The organism is Bacillus sp. FSL E2-8887 (assembly GCF_038007205.1).
Lineage (GTDB): Bacteria > Bacillota > Bacilli > Bacillales > Bacillaceae_G > Bacillus_A > Bacillus_A mycoides.
Genome location: NZ_JBBOWS010000002.1, coordinates 308,694 through 329,656, shown reverse-complemented (window position 1 = coordinate 329,656; position 20,963 = coordinate 308,694). Strand labels below are relative to the sequence as shown.

19 protein-coding genes and 4 pseudogenes are annotated in these 20,963 nt (G+C 33.1%); 10 read left to right on the top strand and 13 right to left on the bottom strand.

Features of this window, described 5'->3' with window-relative positions:
- Window positions 1-40: 40 nt before the first annotated feature.
- Entirely contained in the window at window positions 41-949 is a 909-nt protein-coding gene (locus NSQ08_RS28875; RefSeq protein WP_002065481.1) for an acyl-ACP desaturase, read from the bottom strand.
- A gap of 518 nt (window positions 950-1,467) precedes the next feature.
- Between NSQ08_RS28875 and NSQ08_RS28870 the strand changes: the two genes are divergently transcribed.
- The gene (locus NSQ08_RS28870) at window positions 1,468-1,767 is read left to right on the top strand and encodes a hypothetical protein (protein ID WP_033706798.1); all 300 of its coding nucleotides are present in this window, start codon (window positions 1,468-1,470) and stop codon (window positions 1,765-1,767) included.
- A gap of 567 nt (window positions 1,768-2,334) precedes the next feature.
- Here the strand turns inward: NSQ08_RS28870 and NSQ08_RS28865 are convergent.
- A pseudogene (locus NSQ08_RS28865) lies at window positions 2,335-3,215 on the bottom strand (Rpn family recombination-promoting nuclease/putative transposase).
- An 84-nt stretch (window positions 3,216-3,299) separates the two neighbouring features.
- A pseudogene (locus NSQ08_RS28860) lies at window positions 3,300-3,857 on the bottom strand (recombinase family protein); the annotation flags it as partial.
- A gap of 203 nt (window positions 3,858-4,060) precedes the next feature.
- On the opposite strand from NSQ08_RS28860, the gene NSQ08_RS28855 reads away from it, so the two are divergent.
- Window positions 4,061-4,435, top strand: coding sequence for a hypothetical protein (locus NSQ08_RS28855; protein WP_002144227.1), 375 nt, complete (start codon window positions 4,061-4,063; stop codon window positions 4,433-4,435).
- A gap of 661 nt (window positions 4,436-5,096) precedes the next feature.
- Here NSQ08_RS28855 and NSQ08_RS28850 read toward each other — a convergent pair.
- Window positions 5,097-6,062, bottom strand: coding sequence for a hypothetical protein (locus tag NSQ08_RS28850; protein WP_340780529.1), 966 nt, complete (start codon window positions 6,060-6,062; stop codon window positions 5,097-5,099).
- A gap of 745 nt (window positions 6,063-6,807) precedes the next feature.
- On the opposite strand from NSQ08_RS28850, the pseudogene NSQ08_RS28845 reads away from it, so the two are divergent.
- A pseudogene (locus tag NSQ08_RS28845) lies at window positions 6,808-7,003 on the top strand (IS3 family transposase); the annotation flags it as partial.
- A 62-nt stretch (window positions 7,004-7,065) separates the two neighbouring features.
- Window positions 7,066-7,296: a transposase gene (locus NSQ08_RS28840; RefSeq protein ID WP_002169661.1), complete on the top strand. Its 231-nt coding sequence runs from the start codon at window positions 7,066-7,068 to the stop codon at window positions 7,294-7,296.
- 252 nt (window positions 7,297-7,548) lie between these two features.
- On the opposite strand, the gene NSQ08_RS28835 is transcribed toward NSQ08_RS28840, so the two are convergent.
- Both NSQ08_RS28835 and NSQ08_RS28830 read right to left on the bottom strand, forming a co-directional pair.
- Window positions 7,549-8,379, bottom strand: a complete 831-nt coding sequence (locus tag NSQ08_RS28835; protein ID WP_002144230.1) for an ABC transporter permease — start codon at window positions 8,377-8,379, stop codon at window positions 7,549-7,551.
- Window positions 8,372-9,577: a quaternary amine ABC transporter ATP-binding protein gene (locus NSQ08_RS28830; RefSeq protein ID WP_002144231.1), complete on the bottom strand. Its 1,206-nt coding sequence runs from the start codon at window positions 9,575-9,577 to the stop codon at window positions 8,372-8,374. Before NSQ08_RS28830 ends, NSQ08_RS28835 begins: the two co-directional genes overlap by 8 nt.
- A 247-nt stretch (window positions 9,578-9,824) precedes the next feature.
- Here NSQ08_RS28830 and NSQ08_RS28825 point away from each other — a divergent pair, with 247 nt between their 5' ends.
- Complete coding sequence (locus tag NSQ08_RS28825; RefSeq protein WP_002187328.1) at window positions 9,825-10,682, top strand: glycine betaine ABC transporter substrate-binding protein; 858 nt, start codon at window positions 9,825-9,827, stop codon at window positions 10,680-10,682.
- A gap of 253 nt (window positions 10,683-10,935) precedes the next feature.
- Here NSQ08_RS28825 and NSQ08_RS28820 read toward each other — a convergent pair whose 3' ends face one another.
- Complete coding sequence (locus NSQ08_RS28820) at window positions 10,936-11,445, bottom strand: ClbS/DfsB family four-helix bundle protein (protein ID WP_002191562.1); 510 nt, start codon at window positions 11,443-11,445, stop codon at window positions 10,936-10,938.
- Between the two features lie 80 nt (window positions 11,446-11,525).
- On the opposite strand from NSQ08_RS28820, the gene NSQ08_RS28815 reads away from it, so the two are divergent.
- Both NSQ08_RS28815 and NSQ08_RS28810 read left to right on the top strand, forming a co-directional pair.
- Entirely contained in the window at window positions 11,526-11,945 is a 420-nt protein-coding gene (locus NSQ08_RS28815; RefSeq protein ID WP_240381178.1) for a helix-turn-helix transcriptional regulator, read from the top strand.
- Complete coding sequence (locus NSQ08_RS28810; RefSeq protein WP_340780558.1) at window positions 11,846-12,490, top strand: WYL domain-containing protein; 645 nt, start codon at window positions 11,846-11,848, stop codon at window positions 12,488-12,490. Before NSQ08_RS28815 ends, NSQ08_RS28810 begins: the two co-directional genes overlap by 100 nt.
- Before the next feature lie 220 nt (window positions 12,491-12,710).
- On the opposite strand, the gene NSQ08_RS28805 is transcribed toward NSQ08_RS28810, so the two are convergent.
- The 3 genes and pseudogenes from NSQ08_RS28805 to NSQ08_RS28795 form a co-directional block, all read right to left on the bottom strand.
- A complete protein-coding gene (locus tag NSQ08_RS28805) occupies window positions 12,711-13,043 on the bottom strand; it encodes a siphovirus Gp157 family protein (protein ID WP_240381177.1) in 333 nt (110 codons plus the stop codon).
- A 1,901-nt stretch (window positions 13,044-14,944) separates the two neighbouring features.
- Window positions 14,945-15,175 (bottom strand): DNA cytosine methyltransferase, encoded by a 231-nt coding sequence (locus NSQ08_RS30000; protein WP_445686765.1) that lies wholly within the window; start codon window positions 15,173-15,175, stop codon window positions 14,945-14,947.
- A 911-nt stretch (window positions 15,176-16,086) separates the two neighbouring features.
- Window positions 16,087-16,257: pseudogene (locus NSQ08_RS28795) on the bottom strand (ABC transporter permease); the annotation flags it as partial.
- Window positions 16,258-16,400: 143 nt separating this feature from the next.
- Here NSQ08_RS28795 and NSQ08_RS28790 point away from each other — a divergent pair.
- The 3 genes from NSQ08_RS28790 to NSQ08_RS28780 all read left to right on the top strand — a co-directional run bounded on the left by NSQ08_RS28790 (window position 16,401) and on the right by NSQ08_RS28780 (window position 18,113).
- Window positions 16,401-16,634 carry a hypothetical protein gene (locus tag NSQ08_RS28790; protein WP_002191474.1) on the top strand — a complete coding sequence of 78 codons (234 nt, stop codon included), beginning with the start codon at window positions 16,401-16,403 and terminating at the stop codon, window positions 16,632-16,634.
- 224 nt (window positions 16,635-16,858) lie between these two features.
- Window positions 16,859-17,104: a hypothetical protein gene (locus NSQ08_RS28785; RefSeq protein ID WP_002169373.1), complete on the top strand. Its 246-nt coding sequence runs from the start codon at window positions 16,859-16,861 to the stop codon at window positions 17,102-17,104.
- A gap of 31 nt (window positions 17,105-17,135) precedes the next feature.
- Window positions 17,136-18,113, top strand: coding sequence for a CgeB family protein (locus NSQ08_RS28780; protein ID WP_199627644.1), 978 nt, complete (start codon window positions 17,136-17,138; stop codon window positions 18,111-18,113).
- Between the two features lie 125 nt (window positions 18,114-18,238).
- Here the strand turns inward: NSQ08_RS28780 and pseI are convergent, their stop codons facing one another.
- Genes pseI through pseG form a run of 3 tightly spaced genes read right to left on the bottom strand, consistent with a single transcriptional unit; the run spans window position 18,239 to window position 20,943 of the window.
- Window positions 18,239-19,288, bottom strand: a complete 1,050-nt coding sequence (pseI, locus tag NSQ08_RS28775; protein WP_002169371.1) for a pseudaminic acid synthase — start codon at window positions 19,286-19,288, stop codon at window positions 18,239-18,241.
- Window positions 19,281-19,841, bottom strand: a complete 561-nt coding sequence (gene pseH, locus NSQ08_RS28770; protein WP_002016604.1) for a UDP-4-amino-4,6-dideoxy-N-acetyl-beta-L-altrosamine N-acetyltransferase — start codon at window positions 19,839-19,841, stop codon at window positions 19,281-19,283. Before pseH ends, pseI begins: the two co-directional genes overlap by 8 nt.
- Window position 19,842: 1 nt before the next feature.
- A complete protein-coding gene (gene pseG, locus NSQ08_RS28765) occupies window positions 19,843-20,943 on the bottom strand; it encodes a UDP-2,4-diacetamido-2,4,6-trideoxy-beta-L-altropyranose hydrolase (protein ID WP_340780526.1) in 1,101 nt (366 codons plus the stop codon).
- Window positions 20,944-20,963 lie beyond the last annotated feature (20 nt).

Below are 20,963 nucleotides of genomic sequence, written 5' to 3'. Positions count from 1 at the left end.
ACGGTCAATTTGCCCATATACATCCTAAAATATCGATTAATTAACATAGATCAGTTTTCCCTTGAAAACGACCAAATCGATCCCGTATTTTTTTCAATCTTATGTGGTACTCCAAAATCTCAATTCTTGCTTTTTCAGCTAAAGGTGCAATTGGTCGTAAGTCTTTTAACCCCCAATAATCAACTACTACATCAAGTACTTGATCAAAATATTGCAGCGGCCCATAGTTAGCTTCTTTTGCAATAACAGTCATTCTATTTTCAAAATCAGGCATGACAGCACCTGGCATTTTAAAATTCCTAATCACATTGGCAATATGATAGCAATAATTAGGTTCCAATTCCAAATGTGTTCGAATGACGTCTCGATAAAACGCATAATGAAGAGTTTCATCTTTTGCAAGACGGCGTAATAATGTAGCAAGATCTGGATCATGCTTACTTGCAACCTTAGCTACATTATTGTAAAACACCATCGTTGCAAGTTCTTGTAGCGTCGTATATGTCATTGCTTCGATTGGTGTGTGAAAATCGGGCTCAAATCCACCCTCAACGACTGACTTTCTTAATTCATGTAATCGTTTAGGGTTCACACTTCGAGTGAGTAGTAAATATGTCTCCAATAAATTCGAATGTTGATCCTCTTCTGAAGTCCAAGTATGAATAAAGTCTGTAATAACAGAAAGGGACCCTTTAAAAGTCGCAGATAAATACGTTGTAAACCATGGTAAATTCACTTCTGTTAATAAAGCTGTTTCAATGGCCGTAATTACACCAGAAGGAAGAGTAACTTGACTTTCATCCCAAGGAACTCTTTTAAAGTCCATTCCCTTATCCCATGGTAAAAACTCATGATAACCCCAGTCTATCTTCTGCGCTCTTATTTTATGTTGTTCATACAGTTCTTTTAAACGTGGTTCTAATCGGAAATCTAAATCATTTGTTAGCATATATAAGTGCCCCCCTTTTCTTATCATAAATAGTCATTCTATTTTTACCCTTAAAAATTTTCTACAAATAAATATTACTTTCCTTTTTTTAAGTCAATCATAACAAATTTGTAACAAAACTTTTTAAGAGCGCTATATTTTTATATGATTTTATAATATAAAAAGGGGTTCTGAGGCATGCGATATGTTACTTAGCCTAAATAAAAAAACTATCTTCAGTAAATAGAGAATAACATTCATAGATGAAGATACTCGTCATGTTGTAAATCTTGGTGAGTGTAAAAAGGTGCATGCCTATAAAGAATCGTTTTATAATAAAGATTGATAATATTTTATACACACTATCAACTTATTTAGACATAAGATCCAATTTATTAGATTAAGCGCTTGAAAAACAAATACAGTTGATGAGATAGCCTTAAACGACAATTCCCAACAAGAACAATGTACATTGACTATGATAATTTAGACCGTATTTTGTGAAACAGTATACAACACAAAGGGAAGAGGCGATAAACATGCAGTCAACGGAAGCGCATATGAAGGAAAAACAACGTAGAGAAAAAATAGAAATAATATTCAGCCACACGGTAAAAGGAGAGAGTTATTTTCATGGTTCTTCCTATCAATGGAAAAACATTGTATATCAAAATTATAATAGAATACAACAAAAAGAGTTGGAAATCGAACAAATTATTTCGGAAATAGAAAAAGAAGGGATTCGTTTTGCGCAGCACCGTTCACTCATACACTATCCCGTTATTGATTTTGTAAAATATATAGCTAAGGTTTATAAGGAAACCATTGAAATACAATAACCATGATTATATTTTTAAAATAAATAATTATATTCAAAGAAAACCTTTACAAAAAGTTTATTTTTGAACATTGTTAACAAAAAGCTCAAAAACTCATTCAAATATTTTTTATTCAAAATACTATTCGTTCATGTTATAATAATAACCATAACGCATTATAGTCGTTTGTATATATTCAGATTTTTTAAAATTTATTACACAAAAAGACAGCTCTTCATTAGAGTTGTCTTTTATTTTTCTCGATATATAATACTGTTCTAGTGCAAAAATCCCAGGATTCTTACAGCTAGGGAAAAGTTGGATTTTTCATATAAACGGTACGACTTTATTTCAAATCAACATTGGGGTGTATACATTTCTTAAGTTGATGGACATGTATGGTGAGGCCTTATATAGGATTTTTAATCAAACTTTTTACAAACGGTACAACTTACTTCTAAAATCACACTAATATAAATTAAAAGTAAACTGTCTAAAAAAGGAAAAAACATTTTAAGGAGTTGATGTTTAAAGGATTAAATAAAAAACTTTGCGATATTTTTCGTAAAGTTTTTGTAATAATACGTATTATAATAGTAATTTTCGTATTTCTTCTGTACTTAGACCTGTGAATTTTGCAATGTCTTCTAATGGCATACCATTTTTATGCATACCACGAATTAATTGAATTTTCCCTTTCTCAATACCTTTTTCAATGCCTTCCTCTAAGCCCTCTTCTCGAGCATGTGCTAACTTAGCTTGCTCATCTTAGAAGTAACTTTTCACGAGCTTCATAAGCTGTTCGGAAAGAAGAGTCATGGCTCATATTTTCCCATTTATTCATTGCCTTTTGTAAAATTGGATCTTGATTCATCGCAATCTCCTCCAATGTTTGAGTTAAATGTTCATCTTCATGTGCTGGTAATAGTAACATCCAGCGAACAAATGCATTTTCCCATGGATTTACTTTTTCTTCATGCCATTGTTTGACCAATTTTGGAATTTCTACAAAATGAATTTCAATATCATCACTTAGTATCTGTTTCTTTTTGGGATTCCATAATTGTCCTACGGTATGAAATGAATCATCCTGCGAGAATAATATAAAATCTAATAAGTTAATGGTAATTGTTTTGCGAAGCGAACGATACGGCATCCCTTCTTGCATTTGGGACGTATAGAGTTTACTCCAGTAATATAAAATCGCTTCACCATATCATGTGTATTTCGAAGCTGTATCTCTATATTCACTTGCGTGCCATTGTCTAATGTTGCTAATAAGTCTAATATGGATAACTTATCATCTTCATAAGATTTATGAAGATGTGGATCTTCTAGTTGTAGAGATACAATAGGTACATCTAAAGATTCTTCTAGGATAGCGTTTAGAAATCCAGTTAAAATCGCTTCGTTCCGAATAACTGTTTAAAAGCGAAATCAATACGTAAATTTACTAATTTTGTGGACATGGGTTTCCTCTCCCTGTCTTTCTATTCTTCTTACTATTTTATAATGTAATTCTTTATATAAGTAAATTCATCTTTTTCAGTTTATTTATTTTTTCGTATGTATCGGTAAAGCGTAGCCTGACTAATACCTGTCATGTTTACAATTTCTTGTATGCTATATTCTTTAGAATCATATAACTTTAATGCCCTTTGAATGAAGCTATCCTTAACACGAGGACGTCCACCGACTCTCCCCCTTGCTCTTGCACTTTCAAGTCCCTCTTGAGTACGTTGAGAAATTAAGTCTCTTTCAAACTGGCTGAATGCTTGAAATACTGTTAACATCAATTTTCCTTGAGGTGTATTAGTATCAAATTGCTCTTTGATACTAATTAGCTTAACTCCCTTATTCTCAAAAAAATCAACAAGTTCAATTAAATCTTTGTTACTTCTTCCTAATCTAGAAAAGCTTTCAACAACTAATGTATCACCTGGTCTAATTTTATCTTTTAATCGAGCAAGCTCTGGACGATCACTTTTCGTACCTGTTACTTTTTCAGTTAAAATTTCAGTACAGTTATAATTTTGAAGCATGTCTAGTTGACGAATCAAATCTTGTTGTTGAGTACTTACCCTTGCGTAGCCATAAATGTATGAATTCATGAAATCACCTAACCTTTACAAGATAATTTTATCATAAAGGGTAGTTAAAGTTAATTTGATTTTGACAATAGTTTTGATAACACAGTTAAGCGATTTATAAAGATTAAATTTTGTTCATTTTACATTTATCAAAAACCATCGTTTTTGAAACACCTATAAATAATAAATCTAATAATTATGTACTTTGTAATAGGTAAGAGTTTATGATAAAAATAGGGAATATCCCCAAAAAAACACGAGGGGCGTTGATTAAGATTTTTTTTAAAGACTTTAACTACAAAAATGAAGGTGATTATTTATATCCAGTTGAGTATTATCAATTTCGCCAAGCAAGCACACATAATACATTCAAAGTTGAACTATTATGTTTTGATGATCGTTATGATTTCCATTTAACAATTGATAATGAAGCTATCCCTTCAAAGTATAGACTTGTAACAAGCATCTCCTTTGAAATTTATGAAGAATTTGGATTTGAGCCTTATGATTTTAGTTCTAAACACGCTACTCTACAAAGGGCAATTGATATGGCAAGTGCAATTGCAAAGAAATATTGTGAAAATCCAGTTAATCAATAATAAGTAAAGACCGGATATTATATCCGGTCTTTTTTGTATTTGCTGTATGTTAAGGTGATTTTTCTGTTAAATTATCACAATTATTAATGCGTCTTTTAAATTTGAGGTTAAGGACTCAAATTAAAAAGAAAAAAAGAACCCAAATGGATTCTCTTTTCTTGGCATATTTACAACATGGAAAATACTGAGACAACTCTTTCAAAATGTGACTTTACCCATAAAGTTGCCGCTAAAGGAAGCATATCTTTGCCGGAAATTACATGTTTTTGAGGAGATTTAGTTGATTGTTCGAGGGAAAAGGAAGCATATCTTTGCCGTGGATAAATTATTAACTCATAAGCTTGCCGTGAATGCTGTTGGTTTGTAATAAAGTTTGATCAAAAGCATGCTACAAAAAGTGATTTTTCAACAGAAGAAACCCAAACATTTTGAAAAAAGTTTGATCAAAATGCTTGGGTTATTTGTTGCTAGTGAATAATTTTTTATAAAAAATTTAATCATTTTTCTACCTGTGTTTGCTCCACAATTGCGCCCTTTAATCGAATAAACCACTAATTATTTTTGCTCTCGAAAATCTTCGATTGTAAAGTACACTAACTCTTCTCCACGCGAAATGAGCTCTTGCACAATTTTAATAGTCCGTGGTTCTGTGTAATCAACTTCAGTTGGACTCATCTCGAAGGGCTCGACGGCGTTCGTGCAGCACCAGCAGGATAATCATCCCCATTATTACACCTAAGACGATGCCGGCCTGTGTGGTCAACAACCATGCCAATGGGTACTCTGGGGAGGGTGGCGCATCGAGTCGAACTGAAGATAAGGCGGAATAGAGGTTGTTGGAGAACAACGCTCCCGATGAAATCCATGTCGCTGCCATAGGAGGTAGAAACCACCTTGATCCACGGCGGGATGATACCACCAGTATGCCCCACGCACCAGCAAAGGACCACACACCTGTACTCAATGACAGCAGGTACCACCATACATCGCGTCCCTCCATAGTTGCCTGGTTGATGCCAAAAGAGCCACCAACTGCCCAAAACACCTTGATGACACCGAGCAGAATGCAACCGGCAGCGACAATCCTAGCTAAGATGATCTGTAGTTGTAAAGTATTGCCCGGCAACTCCTTGTAGTCGGTTGTGCCACTCAGCGCCTCTGGCCAACGTGCCATTGCATACCCCGCTAATGCAAGCGGCAGGAAGATGCCAATCCCGAAAAGTGAGATCATGACGAAGATCTGCTCGTATACCCAGAAGTCGGCGGCACCTGCTTCTTGATCCCGGATCATAGCTGCAGGGCCCAGAATCGGTGCAATCAACAAAATGGGAACGAGCAAACCGGTACCAACCCAAATGGGTAGAGCGACCAACCACGCAGGTAGCCGCTCCCCCCATGGCCTGCAAAACGCCATTGCAAGAAGGATGCCAATCGCAGCGAGAACGGCGGTTACTGCGTTTATAATGCGCCAGCTGGCGTCACCCATTTGCTCGGTTGGAAGGAAGAAACCAAAAGTCCATACAATTTTGATCAGCAGGTAAGGTGTTACTGCTATTGCCGCACTATAACCGCAGATTCTACGCAACCTCATCAATCTTAAGGCCTTCCTCTCTGCACTAATTGCCATCTTCTCATCTCCTCTACAAGTTCTAACTCACTTTGTTTCATAATTATATATTCACAACTATCCTAATGCCTTTAAACCTTCTTTGTACAACTTTCAAGTACTTATATTTCCAAGACTCATATTAGTGCCTTCCTTACATAAGATAGTTACTCTAGATTATCGAATAAAATGCCATAACTTAACTTCGATTTCCCTTTGAATAAACCTTTCCTTAATTCCATTAGATGGCCTTTTAGTGGAGTAACTTTATTGCCGCTCAACAGTTCCTTAATCCGCCTTTCAGTTCAGATTTTCTTTTCACTATAAAAACATCCCCTTAGATAAACAGATCCAAAGGGACAAAACATCGCGTCTTTTTTATAAACACCGTGACTTTATTTAAAAGCGACATTAAAAATATTCTTCAAATCCTGGAAGCATAAGTTTGCCGCAAACAAAAAGAACCATAAGCTTGCCAAAACGGCAAACTTATGGTTTATATCACACAAAACTTTATTAGGGGAAAGTTTTAAAAAACGCCCTTATAACAATACTTACATAAATGTAATATATAGTAAATTAATAGAATTAAGACTGACTATTCTTAACTTTTAAAAATTAAATCCTCGCCATACTAATGTGGTTAGATATCCAGTACTTCATGAAACATTAATAGAAATTGAAATTACTCTTCGTCTATCTCGTATTCATTAATATATTAATAATCGGATGTATCTGTTCATGAATATGGTAATCTGATTAAGATTCCCACTACACAAGTCCTACCTACCAGAAATTAGTCAAAAAGAGGAAACTGTTGGGATAAAGCACCACAAGAATCGTTTTTTGGCCATCTGAAAGATAAAGCATATATAAAACCTTACGAGTGTTTTACTGAGTTGAAACAAGAGATAAAGAAATATATGACATACCTTAATCATTATAGATATCACTGGAATTAAAAAGGATTGGAGATGCTACAATAAATTGCACACTAAGTTAAAAGAAAAAGGTGATTCAGTTTATGAGTAGAAAAGTCTATAATCGTCAATTTAAATTGGCTGCAGTCCAATTACTATTGGAAGAGAATATGTTTGTGAAAGAGGTTTCAAAAGAATTATCTATCCATTCGAATACTCTTTATCATTGGATAAGTGAATATGGAGAAAGTGCGTTACCATTGGGAATTTGTTTTACCCACATTTTCAATGGAGTAGCAATTGGCATTCTTAGTTCTTTAGCAATCGCATCATAGCTCCGTCCATCATTTTTATACAAATGTACAGCTTTCAATTTAAATGTCTCTGCATATTTTTGAAATGTTGTTCTTTTTTTGCCATTAAAATATCCCTTCAAGTATAGTGTAACATTCCACATTAAGAATGTAGTCTTTTTACACTGTCTACTTAAAAGGGATAATACCAACTAATATTACCTTACTTGCACCAGCTTTAATCAATAAATTTCTCGCGGTTTCAAATGATAACTTTTAGTATGTACATTATAATTATTTTTTATGAAAACCTTGTGTAATTCGATCTAATATAATTGCAATTACTACAATAGCAAGGCCTGCTTCAAAGCCCATACCTATATTAACTTGTGTAACCGACCGATAAACGTCTACGCCAAGACCTGGTGCACCGACAAGAGATGCAGTGACAACCATTGATAGAGAAAGCATAATACTCTGATTTACACCAGCCATGATTGTTCCCGTTGCAAGTGGAAGCTGTACTTTGAATAGTTTCTGTGACGATGTTGAACCAAAGGCATTAGCTGCTTCAATTAAATCTTCTGGTACTTGCCTAATCCCTAACTCAGTAAAGCGAATAGTAGGTGGCATTGCAAAAATAACAGATGCAATAATACCTGGTACTACTCCAACACCAAAGAATGTAATTGCCGGAATAAGATAAACAAATGCAGGCATTGTTTGCATAAAATCAAGAGTTGGTTTTAAAAATTTGGAAAACCTTTCGTTCTGAGATGCCAAAATCCCAATTGGTATACCTATAATGATAGAGATAATAACAGACGTCAAGACAAGCGCTAGTGTTTGCATGGTCTGTTCCCAATAGTTAACGTTAAGGATAAACAGAAATCCAATTAAAGAAAATACTATAAGTGAAATTTTACGGGAGGTGTACCAAACTAATAGGCATGTGATTGTAATAAAAATAATGGCTGGGATAAATATTAATAGATTTGTTAATAAATCAACAAATCCTCCGATAATAAAAGAAAATCCTTTGAAAAACCCTTCGAAATGCTGATACAAACTTGTAACAAGTGTATCAACCCATTCTCCTAAAGGAATACGTGGAATACTATTCATTATCATTCACCTCTTCCTCTACATTTCCTGCTAAAGCTTGAATAATACTTTCACGCTTTATTATCCCTCGTAATCTATGTTTATCATCTAGAACAGGAAGAGGTAACTTTGCCTTAACCATTTTTATATACATTTCTTCTAATAGAGTATCTAAATAAACAGGAGGAATGTCTGTTACTAATAAATCCGCTATCGGAACCTGTCTTTTAACAGCTTTACTAGCATTATCAGCAGTTAAGACACCTAAAAACTCATGTTTCTTATTCACTACATATACGCTAGAAACACTAGCATTTTTCATGATTTGGAGTGCAACACGTGGACCGCGATCAATTAATAAGGTTTCCGGTCTTTTCATAATGGATTCAGAGGTTAAAACTTTTCCTAAATTTACATCAGCAACAAATTGCTCTACAAATTCATTTGCAGGGCTCACCATAATTTCTTCTGGTGTTCCAATTTGAACAATTTCTCCGTCTTTCATTAAAGCAATACGATCACCAATTCGGAGTGCTTCATCTAGATCGTGTGTAATAAAAATAATCGTTTTTTTCATTTTATCTTGCAGTTCTAATAATTCATTTTGCATTTCTTTTCGAATAATCGGATCTAACGCACTAAATGATTCATCCATCAGTAGGACATCTGGATTATTTGTTAGTGCTCTTGCGATACCAACACGCTGCTGCATACCACCGCTAAGTTGTTCCGGATAACTATCTTTATTGTTTTCTAAACCTACTAATTTTAGAGATTCTAACGCTTTTGTTTCTCGTTCTTCTTTTGATACTTTTTGTATTTCTAAACCATATGCAACATTTTGTAAAACCGTTCGATGAGGGAATAAGGCGAATTTTTGAAATACCATACTCATTTTGTTTCTTCTTACTTTTCGAAGAGATTCTTTTCCCATTGTTGCGATATCTTCACCATCAATATATATATGGCCAGAAGTCGGTTTGATTAACTGATTTAACATACGAACAAGTGTAGATTTCCCACTACCGGATAATCCCATAATGACAAATATTTCACCAGCATAAACATCGAATTTTGCCTGCTTCACGCCAATATTCATACCAGTTTCTTTTAATATAGCAGCTTTGCTTTTTCCCTCTTCTAGTAAAGCGATTCCTTTAGAAGGATTCTTTCCAAATACTTTTGTAACGTTTTCAACACGTAATTTCGTTTCTTTCATTCTTTCACTCCTTTTCTTTGACTCTATACAAATACTGTAACTATTTCTAAACCAAATAGTACATTACAATAGTTCATCAAAGACTTTTTTTTATTTTTTTGTTAAGCTATTAATAGTTAGTTTATATTATTCATAGTTATAATTATAAAATATTTATTTATAATTATAAAGTATTTAGCTTTACTGAAATAATTTTCTACGTTAGTTAAAGAAGAAATATCTAATCATAGAGACTAGGAGGAGCTTGATGAAGAAAAAAATATGGCTTCTGTGCATACTATTATTAATTAGCATAATTACTACTTCTTGTAGTGGCGCGAACAGTAATGCAAAGGGAAAAATTAAAATTGGTGTAACGAGTTGGAAAGAAAACATAGCTACCGCAAATATGTGGAAAGTATTACTTGAGGAAAAAGGTTATAAAGTTGAATTGTTATATTTAGAAAAGGCAGCCGTTTGGACCGGGGTAGCACGAGGAGATGTGGACGCCAACTTAGAGGTCTGGCTACCAATTACTGATAAGCCATTATATGAAAAATATAAGGATGATGTTGTAATAAAATCAGCGTGGTATAAAGGTACTGGTCTTGGTTTAGTTGTTCCTTCATACATGACAGATATCAATAGTATTGAGGATTTGAATGCAAATAAGGATAAATTTAACAATAAAATCATTGGTATTGAACCTGGTAGCAGTTTAATGGGCTTAACAGATAAAGCGATACACAAATATGGGATAGAGCTAAATCTTGTTCAATCTTCAGAAGCCGCTATGATGAGTGAATTAAAAAAAGCATATAATCAAAAGAAACCCATTGCAGTAACATTATGGAATCCACATTGGGCTTTTTCAGAGTTTGATCTTAAATATTTAAAAGATCCTAAAAAGGTGTATGGAGAAAAAGATGATATTTATTACTCTGTTCGTAAAGGATTTGAAAAAGATTATCCAGAGCTTATAAAGTATTTTGATAACTGGAACATGACCGATGAGCAACTCGGAACGTTGATGACCATGATTAATGAATCGAATGACCCTGAACAGGCCGCTGAAAAATGGATAAAAAAGAATAAAAAATTAGTAGATACATGGATGAAAAAGTAATCATTTATGGGGTACGGCAACCATTCCTTCTTTTTGGAGCCACTCGTAAATACAAAGAAAGAGAAGTGATGTTTTCATATAATCATTTCTCTTTCTTTTTATTAGCTTGATAGCGATGAGGTTCCTTCAACAAAGCGCGAATTTCGTACACTAAGAAAATCCAAATAAATAAAGTCCATTTCTTTTAGTGTATAAGAAATGGACTTTATTGTCTTTTGTCTAACTTTCTGGATACTTACTTTTCTTAAATTACTTATAAAACTATTTTTTTCCATTTACGAATTTTAGTTCTGAAATTCGTAAATGGAGCAACTGTATTGATATGCACCCATTTCCAAACAGGCCACATTGCTTTTGTTGTGGCCCATTTTCTTTGTTCTGATTGGAATAATTCTTTTTCAGAAAGATCATTTATCCAATCGACTAACTTTCGAACTAACTTTGTCAATTCTTCCTCCTGCTGTTTTAAAGTTAAAACACCGTACTGCTCATAAAAAGATTGATAAAGTTTACCTAAGTTATTCCATTTGTAGTCTGGAGTGGGCGTTTGTACGTCAAGTCCACATTGTTCGTCTTTTTCCCACGATAACAACAAGTTGATCCACCCCAATTGATAAGAAAGTATTTCAGAAGGAGATTTATCCACTTCAGAGATATGTTTATCTCTCAACTCTTCAGGAATCACCTTAAATTCTTCAATAAATTTCTTATAGGCTTTATCGATTGATTCAATTAATTCTTCAGCATTAGAGTACTGTTTCATAATACTTTCACACCTTTATTTTTGATACCTTCAGTATATGATAGAATGGTATCAAAACATGATACCATTAGGAGCTTTTTATGAAAAAAGACGAGCGACTCATTCAAGAAATGATCTATATCAATTCAAAAAAGAATTTTAACCTTAACGACTTGATTGGAGAATTCGATATTTCTAGAAGTACCGCCTTACGAGACATTTCTTCCTTAGAAGAATTAGGTGTTCCTCTTTATTCTGAAAAGGGAAGTCATGGTGGATATCACGTGTTAGAAAATCAACTTCTACCACCAATTTATTTTAGTAATAATGAATTACATTCTATATTATTTTCGCTACAACTATTAAAAACATTGCTAAAAACTCCATTTGATAAAGACTACAAAGAAATTAAAGAAAAACTATTAGCTATACTGCCAAAGAAGCAAAAAGAAATGGTTCAACAGGCGGATCAAGTCATCCAATTTGTAGGAACAAATCAAAAAAAGAGTCTCCCTTTTTAGGAGAACTTTTCTCTGCAATATTCAATAAAAAGGTAATAAAAATCAGTTATTGTCGCTATGGCAACAATCAAAGAGTCATTCAACACCTAAGATTATTAATCACGGATGGAAATTGGTATTGCTTTAGTTGGGATTTAGACAAAAATGAATTTCGAAATTTTCGTTGTGACTATATTCAATCCGTAAAGTATAAAGATAAAGAAAGCATTCCTTTTACTGAAGAGACAATTAGTTCTTTATTTAGAAAACAATTCAATACACAACGCCCTTTTTCTTTTAAAGTCAAACTTAGTGATAAAGGGGTCGAACAGTTCTATAAACGCATTTACGATAACATATCTCTTCAAGAAGAAGAACAACAAAATAAATACATTATTGGGACTTTTGGAGAAAAGGAGATAGATTTTCTAGTTCAGTATTTTTTGTCTTTCGGTAAAGAAATTAAAATCATTTCTCCAGAAATGCTACGCTCCAAATATAAGGAATATTTAAAAGATATATTGGCGGATTGTTATAAGATAGAAAGTAGATCACATACAAAATAGTAGGTCAAACTCGCACAAAATAAAATAACATTCCTTATTTAATTTCAATTAGGTTTTTGATGCCATTTTAATAGATATATTTAGACGGAAGTGAAATGACTTGATTTTTGATGAAGAACTATTAAAACATATTTCTTCATTAGGATGGAAACATAGTAATTTCCTAGGAGAATACCGATTTAATTAGAAAGAAATTGCACCTTCAACTTAAGAATATTCACTAGTCCAACGTTATCAAGTTAATATTTATAATGACCCCAGAACGAAATTTTTTTTGTCTTTTATAGCAACAAGATTCATTTTTATCGTTTTGGGGGTACTTTTTATTTTTAACTTGATGGGCATGTATGGTGACCCCTAATAAGATCATTTGCTGATATAAGTAATCTTTTAAGCTCTTACAGTTGTTTTCTACCGCTCTTCTACGGTCTGCTAATCGTTTTTCTTCTAACTTGATAGCTTCTGTATCTGCTTCAAGGTTGCGGATTAATAGAGCGATATTTTGCGCCTTATCTTGAATGCTTTCTTCAATTGCTTGTAATGTATCTTCCAATGCTGATGGATCTACGCCATCCTCTTTTCAATTCTTTTATGTTCATCCAACAGAACTCATTATTCCCTTTTCATCAGTAAGTAAAATTTTTTGGTTCCAGATCTGTCCGCTTTTACATATCTTTGTTTATTGTACGTTTACTATTAGAGTGCAAACAACATAACAACACACATTTAGTTAAATTTAAGACAAAACAGCTAAGTTAATCCCTTAGGGGTAAATCGGCTGTATTATATTCGAAACTAAGGTGTTTATAATTCTATATGCCAATAGAATATTTTCTTTTGATATGATGTATTTATATAGATTTACACCTTTAGTAGCGTTATTTTCACTACGTTGGTATAAATCATCGAACACTTTTTGTATATCGTAATATTCTGCATGTTGTAATATTGTACTCAACGATGTATTATTTCCCCTTTCTTACGAAAAGTCCCATCATCTTACTCGATCCTGTGAGTTACATCTAGTTAATTTAGTTTTCAAAGAACAAGACTAGGGACTATCCCTCCACATTCGTTACATGCTTCGTCGGTACTTTGTCCCCACCTTCACAAGAATGAAGCAATTTCGGTTCGTTAGAACCTTATATGCATCTGTCCGCTAGTAGGCGTTGGTGACAGTTTCTTGCTTACCACGTTCCGATTGACTTAGCTATACATATATCCTTAGGTGCTTGCTTTAAGCCTGTTATCTTTACACCCTCATCGTTAGATGTTCCGAATTTCGTATCCTTTACTCTTACTTTTCGGTAGATAACGTCATCATTGACGACATACAAATTTCTATTGTATTAATAATTTAGACCCGTACATTCGCAAGTTCGCCAGTCCGTTATTTTAGACATTCTCACCATAGATATTTTGTAGCATCCCGACCTATCCATTACCATATGATTTCTCACTTAGGTTTTGTTCAGCCGACTTCACCTAGCTTCATACAATTTGTGACTACTATCACGCCTTGCATGTAGGAGTATTAGATAAGTAGTTTCAGCTCAACCTGACGGCTTTCATTCCTACTTTCAGTCAAACAGTTGTTGTTATCAAATTAATAACCCTCCTACTTCGTGTTTGCACACTTATGAGGAAACGTGTCGCACAAAGGATTATTTTGTTCAGATTCTGGAAAAGTGTTAATATTCTTCATAAAGGAGGTCTACTAATGAAAAATTTATGGAGGAAAGTTTCTTTAATTGCTTTCATAGTAATTGTCCTTTTAATAATTTTCTATTTTGGCGGTATGTCACTTTTCTGGAACCAACCCTAAATTACATTCAAAAAATAAGCTCCACTTGGATAAAACTCAATATACTGTCAATACTGTATATGACACTTGATTTTCTCCTTGTTCCCCTTTGGAGATACCGAGCAGTTAGTGAAAACTCACTGCTCTTTTTGTTTGTCTGAATAAAATTATAAATCCCGGCCACTCTATAGATAGGCTGTTAAACAGCTATAATCGATTTGTAGAACCCAAACTCTTTCTCTCTTTCCTTGGAGGCGAGCAGTTAGCTTTTGCTAGCTGCTCTTTTTATTTCACTGTCACCCATTAGATAAACGTTCATATATTATTTTATGCCATCCTTTTTATGAGTAAGCTCTTCATTTTATTTCCGCATAACCTTCATGAAAGAGCACTGTTCGAAGGTGCTCTTTTCTATTCGTCCGAATAAAATTCTGAATTATGTCCTATACTATAAATGGTCTGATACAGCTTGAATTCACAGTGACCTCTGTAATGTTCTTTTTCCCTTTCTCTGAGGGTTGAGCAGGTAGCTTTTGCTAGCTGCTCTCTTATTTTTTATTAGCTTGTCACCTTTTAATAAGGCACGTTCACTCATATACCCTCTCATTAAAAGAGGGCTTTTTTATTACATACAAAATGAATTTTTATAATTAACTAGCTATCAATTGACCCTGCAGCATATCAAGCAACTCTTCAAATATCGCTTCTAGAACATCAACTACAATACTATTGCCAGCTAATGCATATAACGTTGCATTTCGCTTTCCTGGCTTTGTTGGAAACTCCTTTAGCATAAGTTCATAATCTTCATCATTGAATCCTAGTAATCTCCAACACTCACGTTGTGTTAAATAACGATAATGTGGTTCGTTTAATCGAATAATTCCTGCATTTGGACAACGATCTTGTCTTTCGGTTATGGTATAACAATATTCATCAATTACATCTAGCTACCGTTTATAACTTCCCGTTGGATTGGGATTAAATTCTTTAATTTTATTTAGCATCGATGGAATGAGGAAGACAATTTACGATATACAGTGTTTGCGTATGACAATGAAATGCTAAAATCTAAATGATATGGAAGTTTAGCATTTAAAAGATAGGACTAAGAATATGAATGGAACAAAGTAATATTAATGATTACACTTGAAAACTATCTGAATTTTCGTTAACTTGTATATATTGTGAGCAGAATGAAAAATATCAAAAAGTTGATTTAGAAAAAGCACTGCCAAAATCTTTAGCAATGCTTTTCGATTAGACGTACTACGATAATGAGCGTCTACTTTCTTCTATATGTTTGCTCATGAATAGAATACAAATTTGTATTTAACATAAGTTTTGTATATTTATATATATTTACTTTAATTTCAAAATACGTTCTATTATCCTTATTGTACATAAAGAAAGGTAGAGCATGCAAACAGGCTCTTATGCTATCTCACATAAGAATCTGCCCAAATCCTTGAACTACTCACCACTTAACGTCCTAACGGACTATTTGAAGTGGTGAGTAGTTCAAATATGTGCTCTTTTTATTTAATTTTGTTTACACACTTAAACGAAATTAGCGTATATTATTATATACTAATCCAAGACTCATATAGTCTACTTTACTAAGAGCGCTCATCTATGCGCTCTTTTTTTGTTTTCAGATAACACTTCTGTTTAGTTTTCTTTTTGCTGTAAATGAGTTGCATCCCAAACTTCTCTTCCTAGCCTATATATTTCTCGCATATCAGTCGGCCCTGTCCATTTCCCTGTTTTATCCCATTTCTTTAAGAAGGAACTCATTTTGGAATAAGACTTTAACAAAAGTATTTGCTGGTACATTTTGATTAACTTTACTCACAGCTCTAAAAGCAGATGCTCTTACAAGCTTATTTTTTTTATCATCACAATAATCCACTTTTAGATTAACACAAGGTTCTTCCTCATGTTTTTTATTACATTTTTCATATTAGTGATACCACTTACTGTTTTTACGTTTTTATATAATTCTAGTTTTTTATTAGTCCAAACAGTTCATATTGCTACCACATACAATATAAAATGTTTGGACTGTATTATATCAATCAAAACTTAAAGTTAGGAGGGTTTAATATGGCAGCATGTACAGGTTTAGCTTGTGTTATATTCTCTTCATGGCCAAAGGGAACAGTTGTTACAATTACCACTAGATCAGGTCAAATTATTGGTCCTGCTACTTTTTCACAGTTCATTGCGAATACTTGTGCGGTTGTATTAGTTGAAGAAGATGTGATAACCCCCTCTTCTACCAATACTATATTCATAAGTTGTGAAGATATTGAAAGTGTTACTTTAACCACCCCTTAAGATGCTTCAGGTGGTTAAAGTTCAATCCATAGTTAAGACATTCTAATGAATGTCTTAACTATGGATAATCTAATCAAAATGCTCCAAAATGTATTATTCCATTGTATCTATCATTTCAATAAGTTGCTTTAAACTGAATTTTTTCCCTTCTAAAGGTTACTTGTCTACACATCCCTCTACATACTTTCATATGATATAGTATATTGTTTAAAGGAGGGATAAATTTGTTCTTATGTAATTTATTTCGTTGTTCAGGTGGAGTATGTAGTATTTTTAAAAATTTACAACCAGGCGAAGTCGTTACTGTGACTGGTAAATCTGGAAATATTATTGGACCTGCTATTTTTACAAATTTTAACCCTAATACTTGTATCGTCACATTAGAAGAGGAAAATTCAGTTACTCCTCCTACTACAAGTATTACTAAGATCAGTTGTAAAGAAATAGAAAGTGTTACATTTATCTCATAATATATTTTAAACCTAAAGCAGGGATTGAAATATGAAACTCTTATACATTACTTCTGGTTACTCAAAAATCTATCAATATCTAGATCAAAGCATACAGAGAACACTTATCGATCAAAATTTCGAATTGTTAGCAGTACAGCCGAGTGAATTAATAGAGCAATTGGATTTCATTACGGCAACGTTTCATCCTGATATTGTTTTCACCTTATTAGGTAATCATCTACCACAAAAAGCAATTCAATATTTTAAAAAAAGGAACATTAAATTAGCTGTCTGGTTAACAGAGGACCCATTTTATATAGATACCTCTCTTCTTCTATTAAATAACTTTGATTTTATATTTACTATTGATAGTGAAGCACTTAAATATTATTCAGGTTTAGGATATACCAATGTATACCACTTACCATTAGCAACTAATATAGATGTATTTAAGCCTGGTCTAAGAAATTCGAAATATAAAAGTGAAATATTGTTCATTGGATATCCTTATCCAACCCGAGTAAAATTGATGCAGTTTCTTTTGGAAAAAACCCCTTATCACTATACTGTTATTGGTCAACACTGGAGAAATAAGTTAATTAAAAAATGGCGGAATCACCGAAGAATTAAAATTATAGAAGAATGGATTCCACCTCAAGAAGTTGCACTCTATTATAATAACGCTAGTCTTATATTAAACCCTCATCGTAGTCATCTATTTTCACAGAATAAAAATAAAAATAAAGTGAAAAATAGTACCATTAATAATCGTACGTTTGATATTGCAGCTTGCCAAGGCTTTCAAATTATAGAAGAAAAATCTGACCTTTCATCTTTCTTCAATAAAGATGAAATTATATCCTATAATAGCTTTGAGGACTGTTTAAATAAAGTATCTTTTCATTTGAATGATACGATTTCGAAAAGATTAATGGTCGAAAAAATTCATACAAAAGTTATTACACAACATACTTTTCATGAGAGAATCCATTTTATTACGACTATTTTACAATCACAACTTCATTAGGTTATTAAATTAAAAATATCTTTTCTTCTATAATCATTCTGAATAAATTAAAATGCCTTTTCATTAAATTGAAAAGGCATTTTAATTTATTCAACGAATTCCTAGTAGTATCTAATTGTACCCTATCAAATAAGATCCCACGAAACAGGCGTTCCTTTTTCAATGTCCTTATTCGCTTTCTTTCCGATAATTTTGGATAGGTGTTTTGGTAATAAGCCATTACCTGGTCTAATAGCTTTAATATTTTCTATCGTGAAAGCCTCTCCCGCTTTTATGTTTTCTACAACATATAATGACCTTCTAAATTTTAAAGAATCTTTTTCTAAATCAGTAGGGCCATAATATACTTTCCCCAAAGATTCCCATGCTTTTTCAGTTTCGCTTACTAATAATTTAAATTCAGCAGGTTCCATTGAAAAATCAGCGTCAACTCCTCCATCCGATCTCGAAAGCGTTAAATGTTTCTCAATTACTGTGGCTCCCAAGGCGACACTCGCTACAGATACTCCTACCCCAAGTGTATGATCAGACAAACCTACTTCACATTTAAATAACTCCTTCATATGAGGTATCGTAGCTATATTTGTAGATTTCGGAGATGCAGGATACGTACTTGTACATTTTAATAGAATTAATTCTTTACATCCCTCTTCTCTCGCAGCTCTTACTGTTTCATCTAATTCAGCAATAGAAGCCATACCTGTCGAAATGATTATTGGTTTTCCTGTCGTTGCTACTTTACGTATGAGGGGAATATCAGTATTTTCAAAAGATGCGATTTTATAACAAGAAACATTCAATGATTCTAGAAAATCTACAGCAGTTTCATCAAATGGAGTACTAAATGGTATCATTCCTAATTCTATACAGCGATCAAAAATGGGTTTATGCCACTCCCATGGTGTATATGCTTCTTTATATAAATGATAAAGTGTTTTACCTTTCCATAAGCTTTTCGTATCCTGAATTAAAAAATCACCATTTTCTATATTTAAAGTCATTGTATCTGGTGTATATGTTTGAATTTTAAATCCTTGTGCTCCAGCCTCTGCTGCTGCCTCTACAATTTGCAAGGCTCTATCTAATGATTGATTATGATTCCCTGACATTTCTGCAATAATAAATGGTGGCGAGCTATTGCCAATCTCTCTACCCCCGATATATAAATTACTCATATTTTTCACCTTCAATTTCTTTTTTTATAGCTTCTTTCCTTTCCATCCATTGTTCATAAAAAAGGGTCATTGTAATAACGTCGATAAATTCATTATCCCTGAAAATATGGTTCACATATCTTCCATCTTCCTGGAAGCCGAGTTTCTGATGAAAGTTTAAACTAATACGATTTGATTCTAATATTTCTGCACATACTTTTTGTATGCCATTTGTTTCAAAAATATAGTCTAATGCTACTATACCTAATACAGTTCCAGCACGCCTTACACTCTGTTTGTCTCCTATATAAAATCCCCAATTACAAGTTCGATCTATTTTATTTATTTTTGTAAAATTAACAAATCCAATTGGCTTTTCTTTATATATTAGTAATCTTGCAATCATTGTTTCATCATATTTTAGTTTTTCAAACCATTTATAGTGTTCGTCTATTGTTATTTTATGATCTTCGTACATAACAGAACGAATTTCTTCTGTATTCCTCCACTTTAAAATAAGATTTAAATCTTTCTTTTCTATACATTTCAAATGGAATTTTTCAATGTTTAACATACTATCCTCCTAAAATAATTTTTGTTATTTCATCCGAATTACTGGCACACTTTATGGCAAGAGCTTTATTAGACATTTCTCTCACTTTATCTGAATCTGTTAAAAGTTTGTTTAGACATTTCGTAATGGTTTCATCTGAAACACTTTCAGCTGTACCGATATTCCATGTAGCTCCGGCCTCCGCCACAGCTTTGGTTACTTCTATTTGATTTTGTGCAGTTGTAATTGTTATAGAAGGTAATCCAAGAAAACAGCGCTCCCATGTTGTTGTTCCCCCAGCTCCTATCCCTAAATCCGCTCGTATCATAAACTCTTCAATATTCTCTATTTGACAATAAAATGAAGCGTTTGAAATGCTCTTGCAATAATTTTGAATATCTTTCTTATGAGGATTTTGGCTTCCTACCACTACATCTATTTTTAAAGTATCACTATTAATATTTTGTATAGCTCTTAACGTTTTTAATGTCTCATTCGTTACATCGTGCCCACCAAAAAATATAAAAATATGTTCAACCGCACCCGTTCTTTTTCGTAAAAATTTCTTAGCAGAATGGAACTCTGGCCGTAATATGGCATATTTAGGTCCTAATTTTATTAAAGAGTGCTCTGGTATTAATTCTTTATAGCGTTCATTAAGGCTTTCGTATAGATTTTGATCTAGTAACAACTCACAATCATGTACTCGATCTGCAAGATCATCAATTACCATAATCTTTTTTACAGTTTTTCTTAAAACAGTTTCCCATTTTTTATCTAATCCATAATGATCAACTATTAACCAATCAAATCGTGGGAGTTGTGACAATATATCATTGGTTTGTTGTGCATCAACAAACCAATGACATTTTAGCCAATTTAAATAACTTCCATATACTGCATTTGAGTATTCAGTATTTTCATCATTTGTATCTAATAAAAATACGTGGAATCCCTTACTTAAAATATATTGCTGAAGATCACCTTGTAGCTTACGACAAATGAAATAAATTTGCGCACCTTTATTCTGTAACTCCTGAGCCAGTGTTAAACAACGCATAATATGGCCGGTCCCTATTTCAATAGATGCATCAGCGCGAAAGACAATTTTTTTCTTATCCAAGTTACTCCCTCCTCGTTAAA

What these genes read in the sequence shown, in the direction of transcription:
- NSQ08_RS28875 (WP_002065481.1), bottom strand. Translation starts at nt 949, where the DNA reads ATGCTAACAAATGATTTAGATTTCCGATTAGAACCACGTTTAAAAGAA.
- NSQ08_RS28870 (WP_033706798.1), top strand. Translation starts at nt 1,468, where the DNA reads ATGCAGTCAACGGAAGCGCATATGAAGGAAAAACAACGTAGAGAAAAA.
- NSQ08_RS28855 (WP_002144227.1), top strand. Translation starts at nt 4,061, where the DNA reads ATGATAAAAATAGGGAATATCCCCAAAAAAACACGAGGGGCGTTGATT.
- NSQ08_RS28850 (WP_340780529.1), bottom strand. Translation starts at nt 6,062, where the DNA reads ATGGCAATTAGTGCAGAGAGGAAGGCCTTAAGATTGATGAGGTTGCGT.
- NSQ08_RS28840 (WP_002169661.1), top strand. Translation starts at nt 7,066, where the DNA reads ATGAGTAGAAAAGTCTATAATCGTCAATTTAAATTGGCTGCAGTCCAA.
- NSQ08_RS28835 (WP_002144230.1), bottom strand. Translation starts at nt 8,379, where the DNA reads ATGAATAGTATTCCACGTATTCCTTTAGGAGAATGGGTTGATACACTT.
- NSQ08_RS28830 (WP_002144231.1), bottom strand. Translation starts at nt 9,577, where the DNA reads ATGAAAGAAACGAAATTACGTGTTGAAAACGTTACAAAAGTATTTGGA.
- NSQ08_RS28825 (WP_002187328.1), top strand. Translation starts at nt 9,825, where the DNA reads ATGAAGAAAAAAATATGGCTTCTGTGCATACTATTATTAATTAGCATA.
- NSQ08_RS28820 (WP_002191562.1), bottom strand. Translation starts at nt 11,445, where the DNA reads ATGAAACAGTACTCTAATGCTGAAGAATTAATTGAATCAATCGATAAA.
- NSQ08_RS28815 (WP_240381178.1), top strand. Translation starts at nt 11,526, where the DNA reads ATGAAAAAAGACGAGCGACTCATTCAAGAAATGATCTATATCAATTCA.
- NSQ08_RS28790 (WP_002191474.1), top strand. Translation starts at nt 16,401, where the DNA reads ATGGCAGCATGTACAGGTTTAGCTTGTGTTATATTCTCTTCATGGCCA.
- NSQ08_RS28780 (WP_199627644.1), top strand. Translation starts at nt 17,136, where the DNA reads ATGAAACTCTTATACATTACTTCTGGTTACTCAAAAATCTATCAATAT.
- pseI (WP_002169371.1), bottom strand. Translation starts at nt 19,288, where the DNA reads ATGAGTAATTTATATATCGGGGGTAGAGAGATTGGCAATAGCTCGCCA.
- pseH (WP_002016604.1), bottom strand. Translation starts at nt 19,841, where the DNA reads ATGTTAAACATTGAAAAATTCCATTTGAAATGTATAGAAAAGAAAGAT.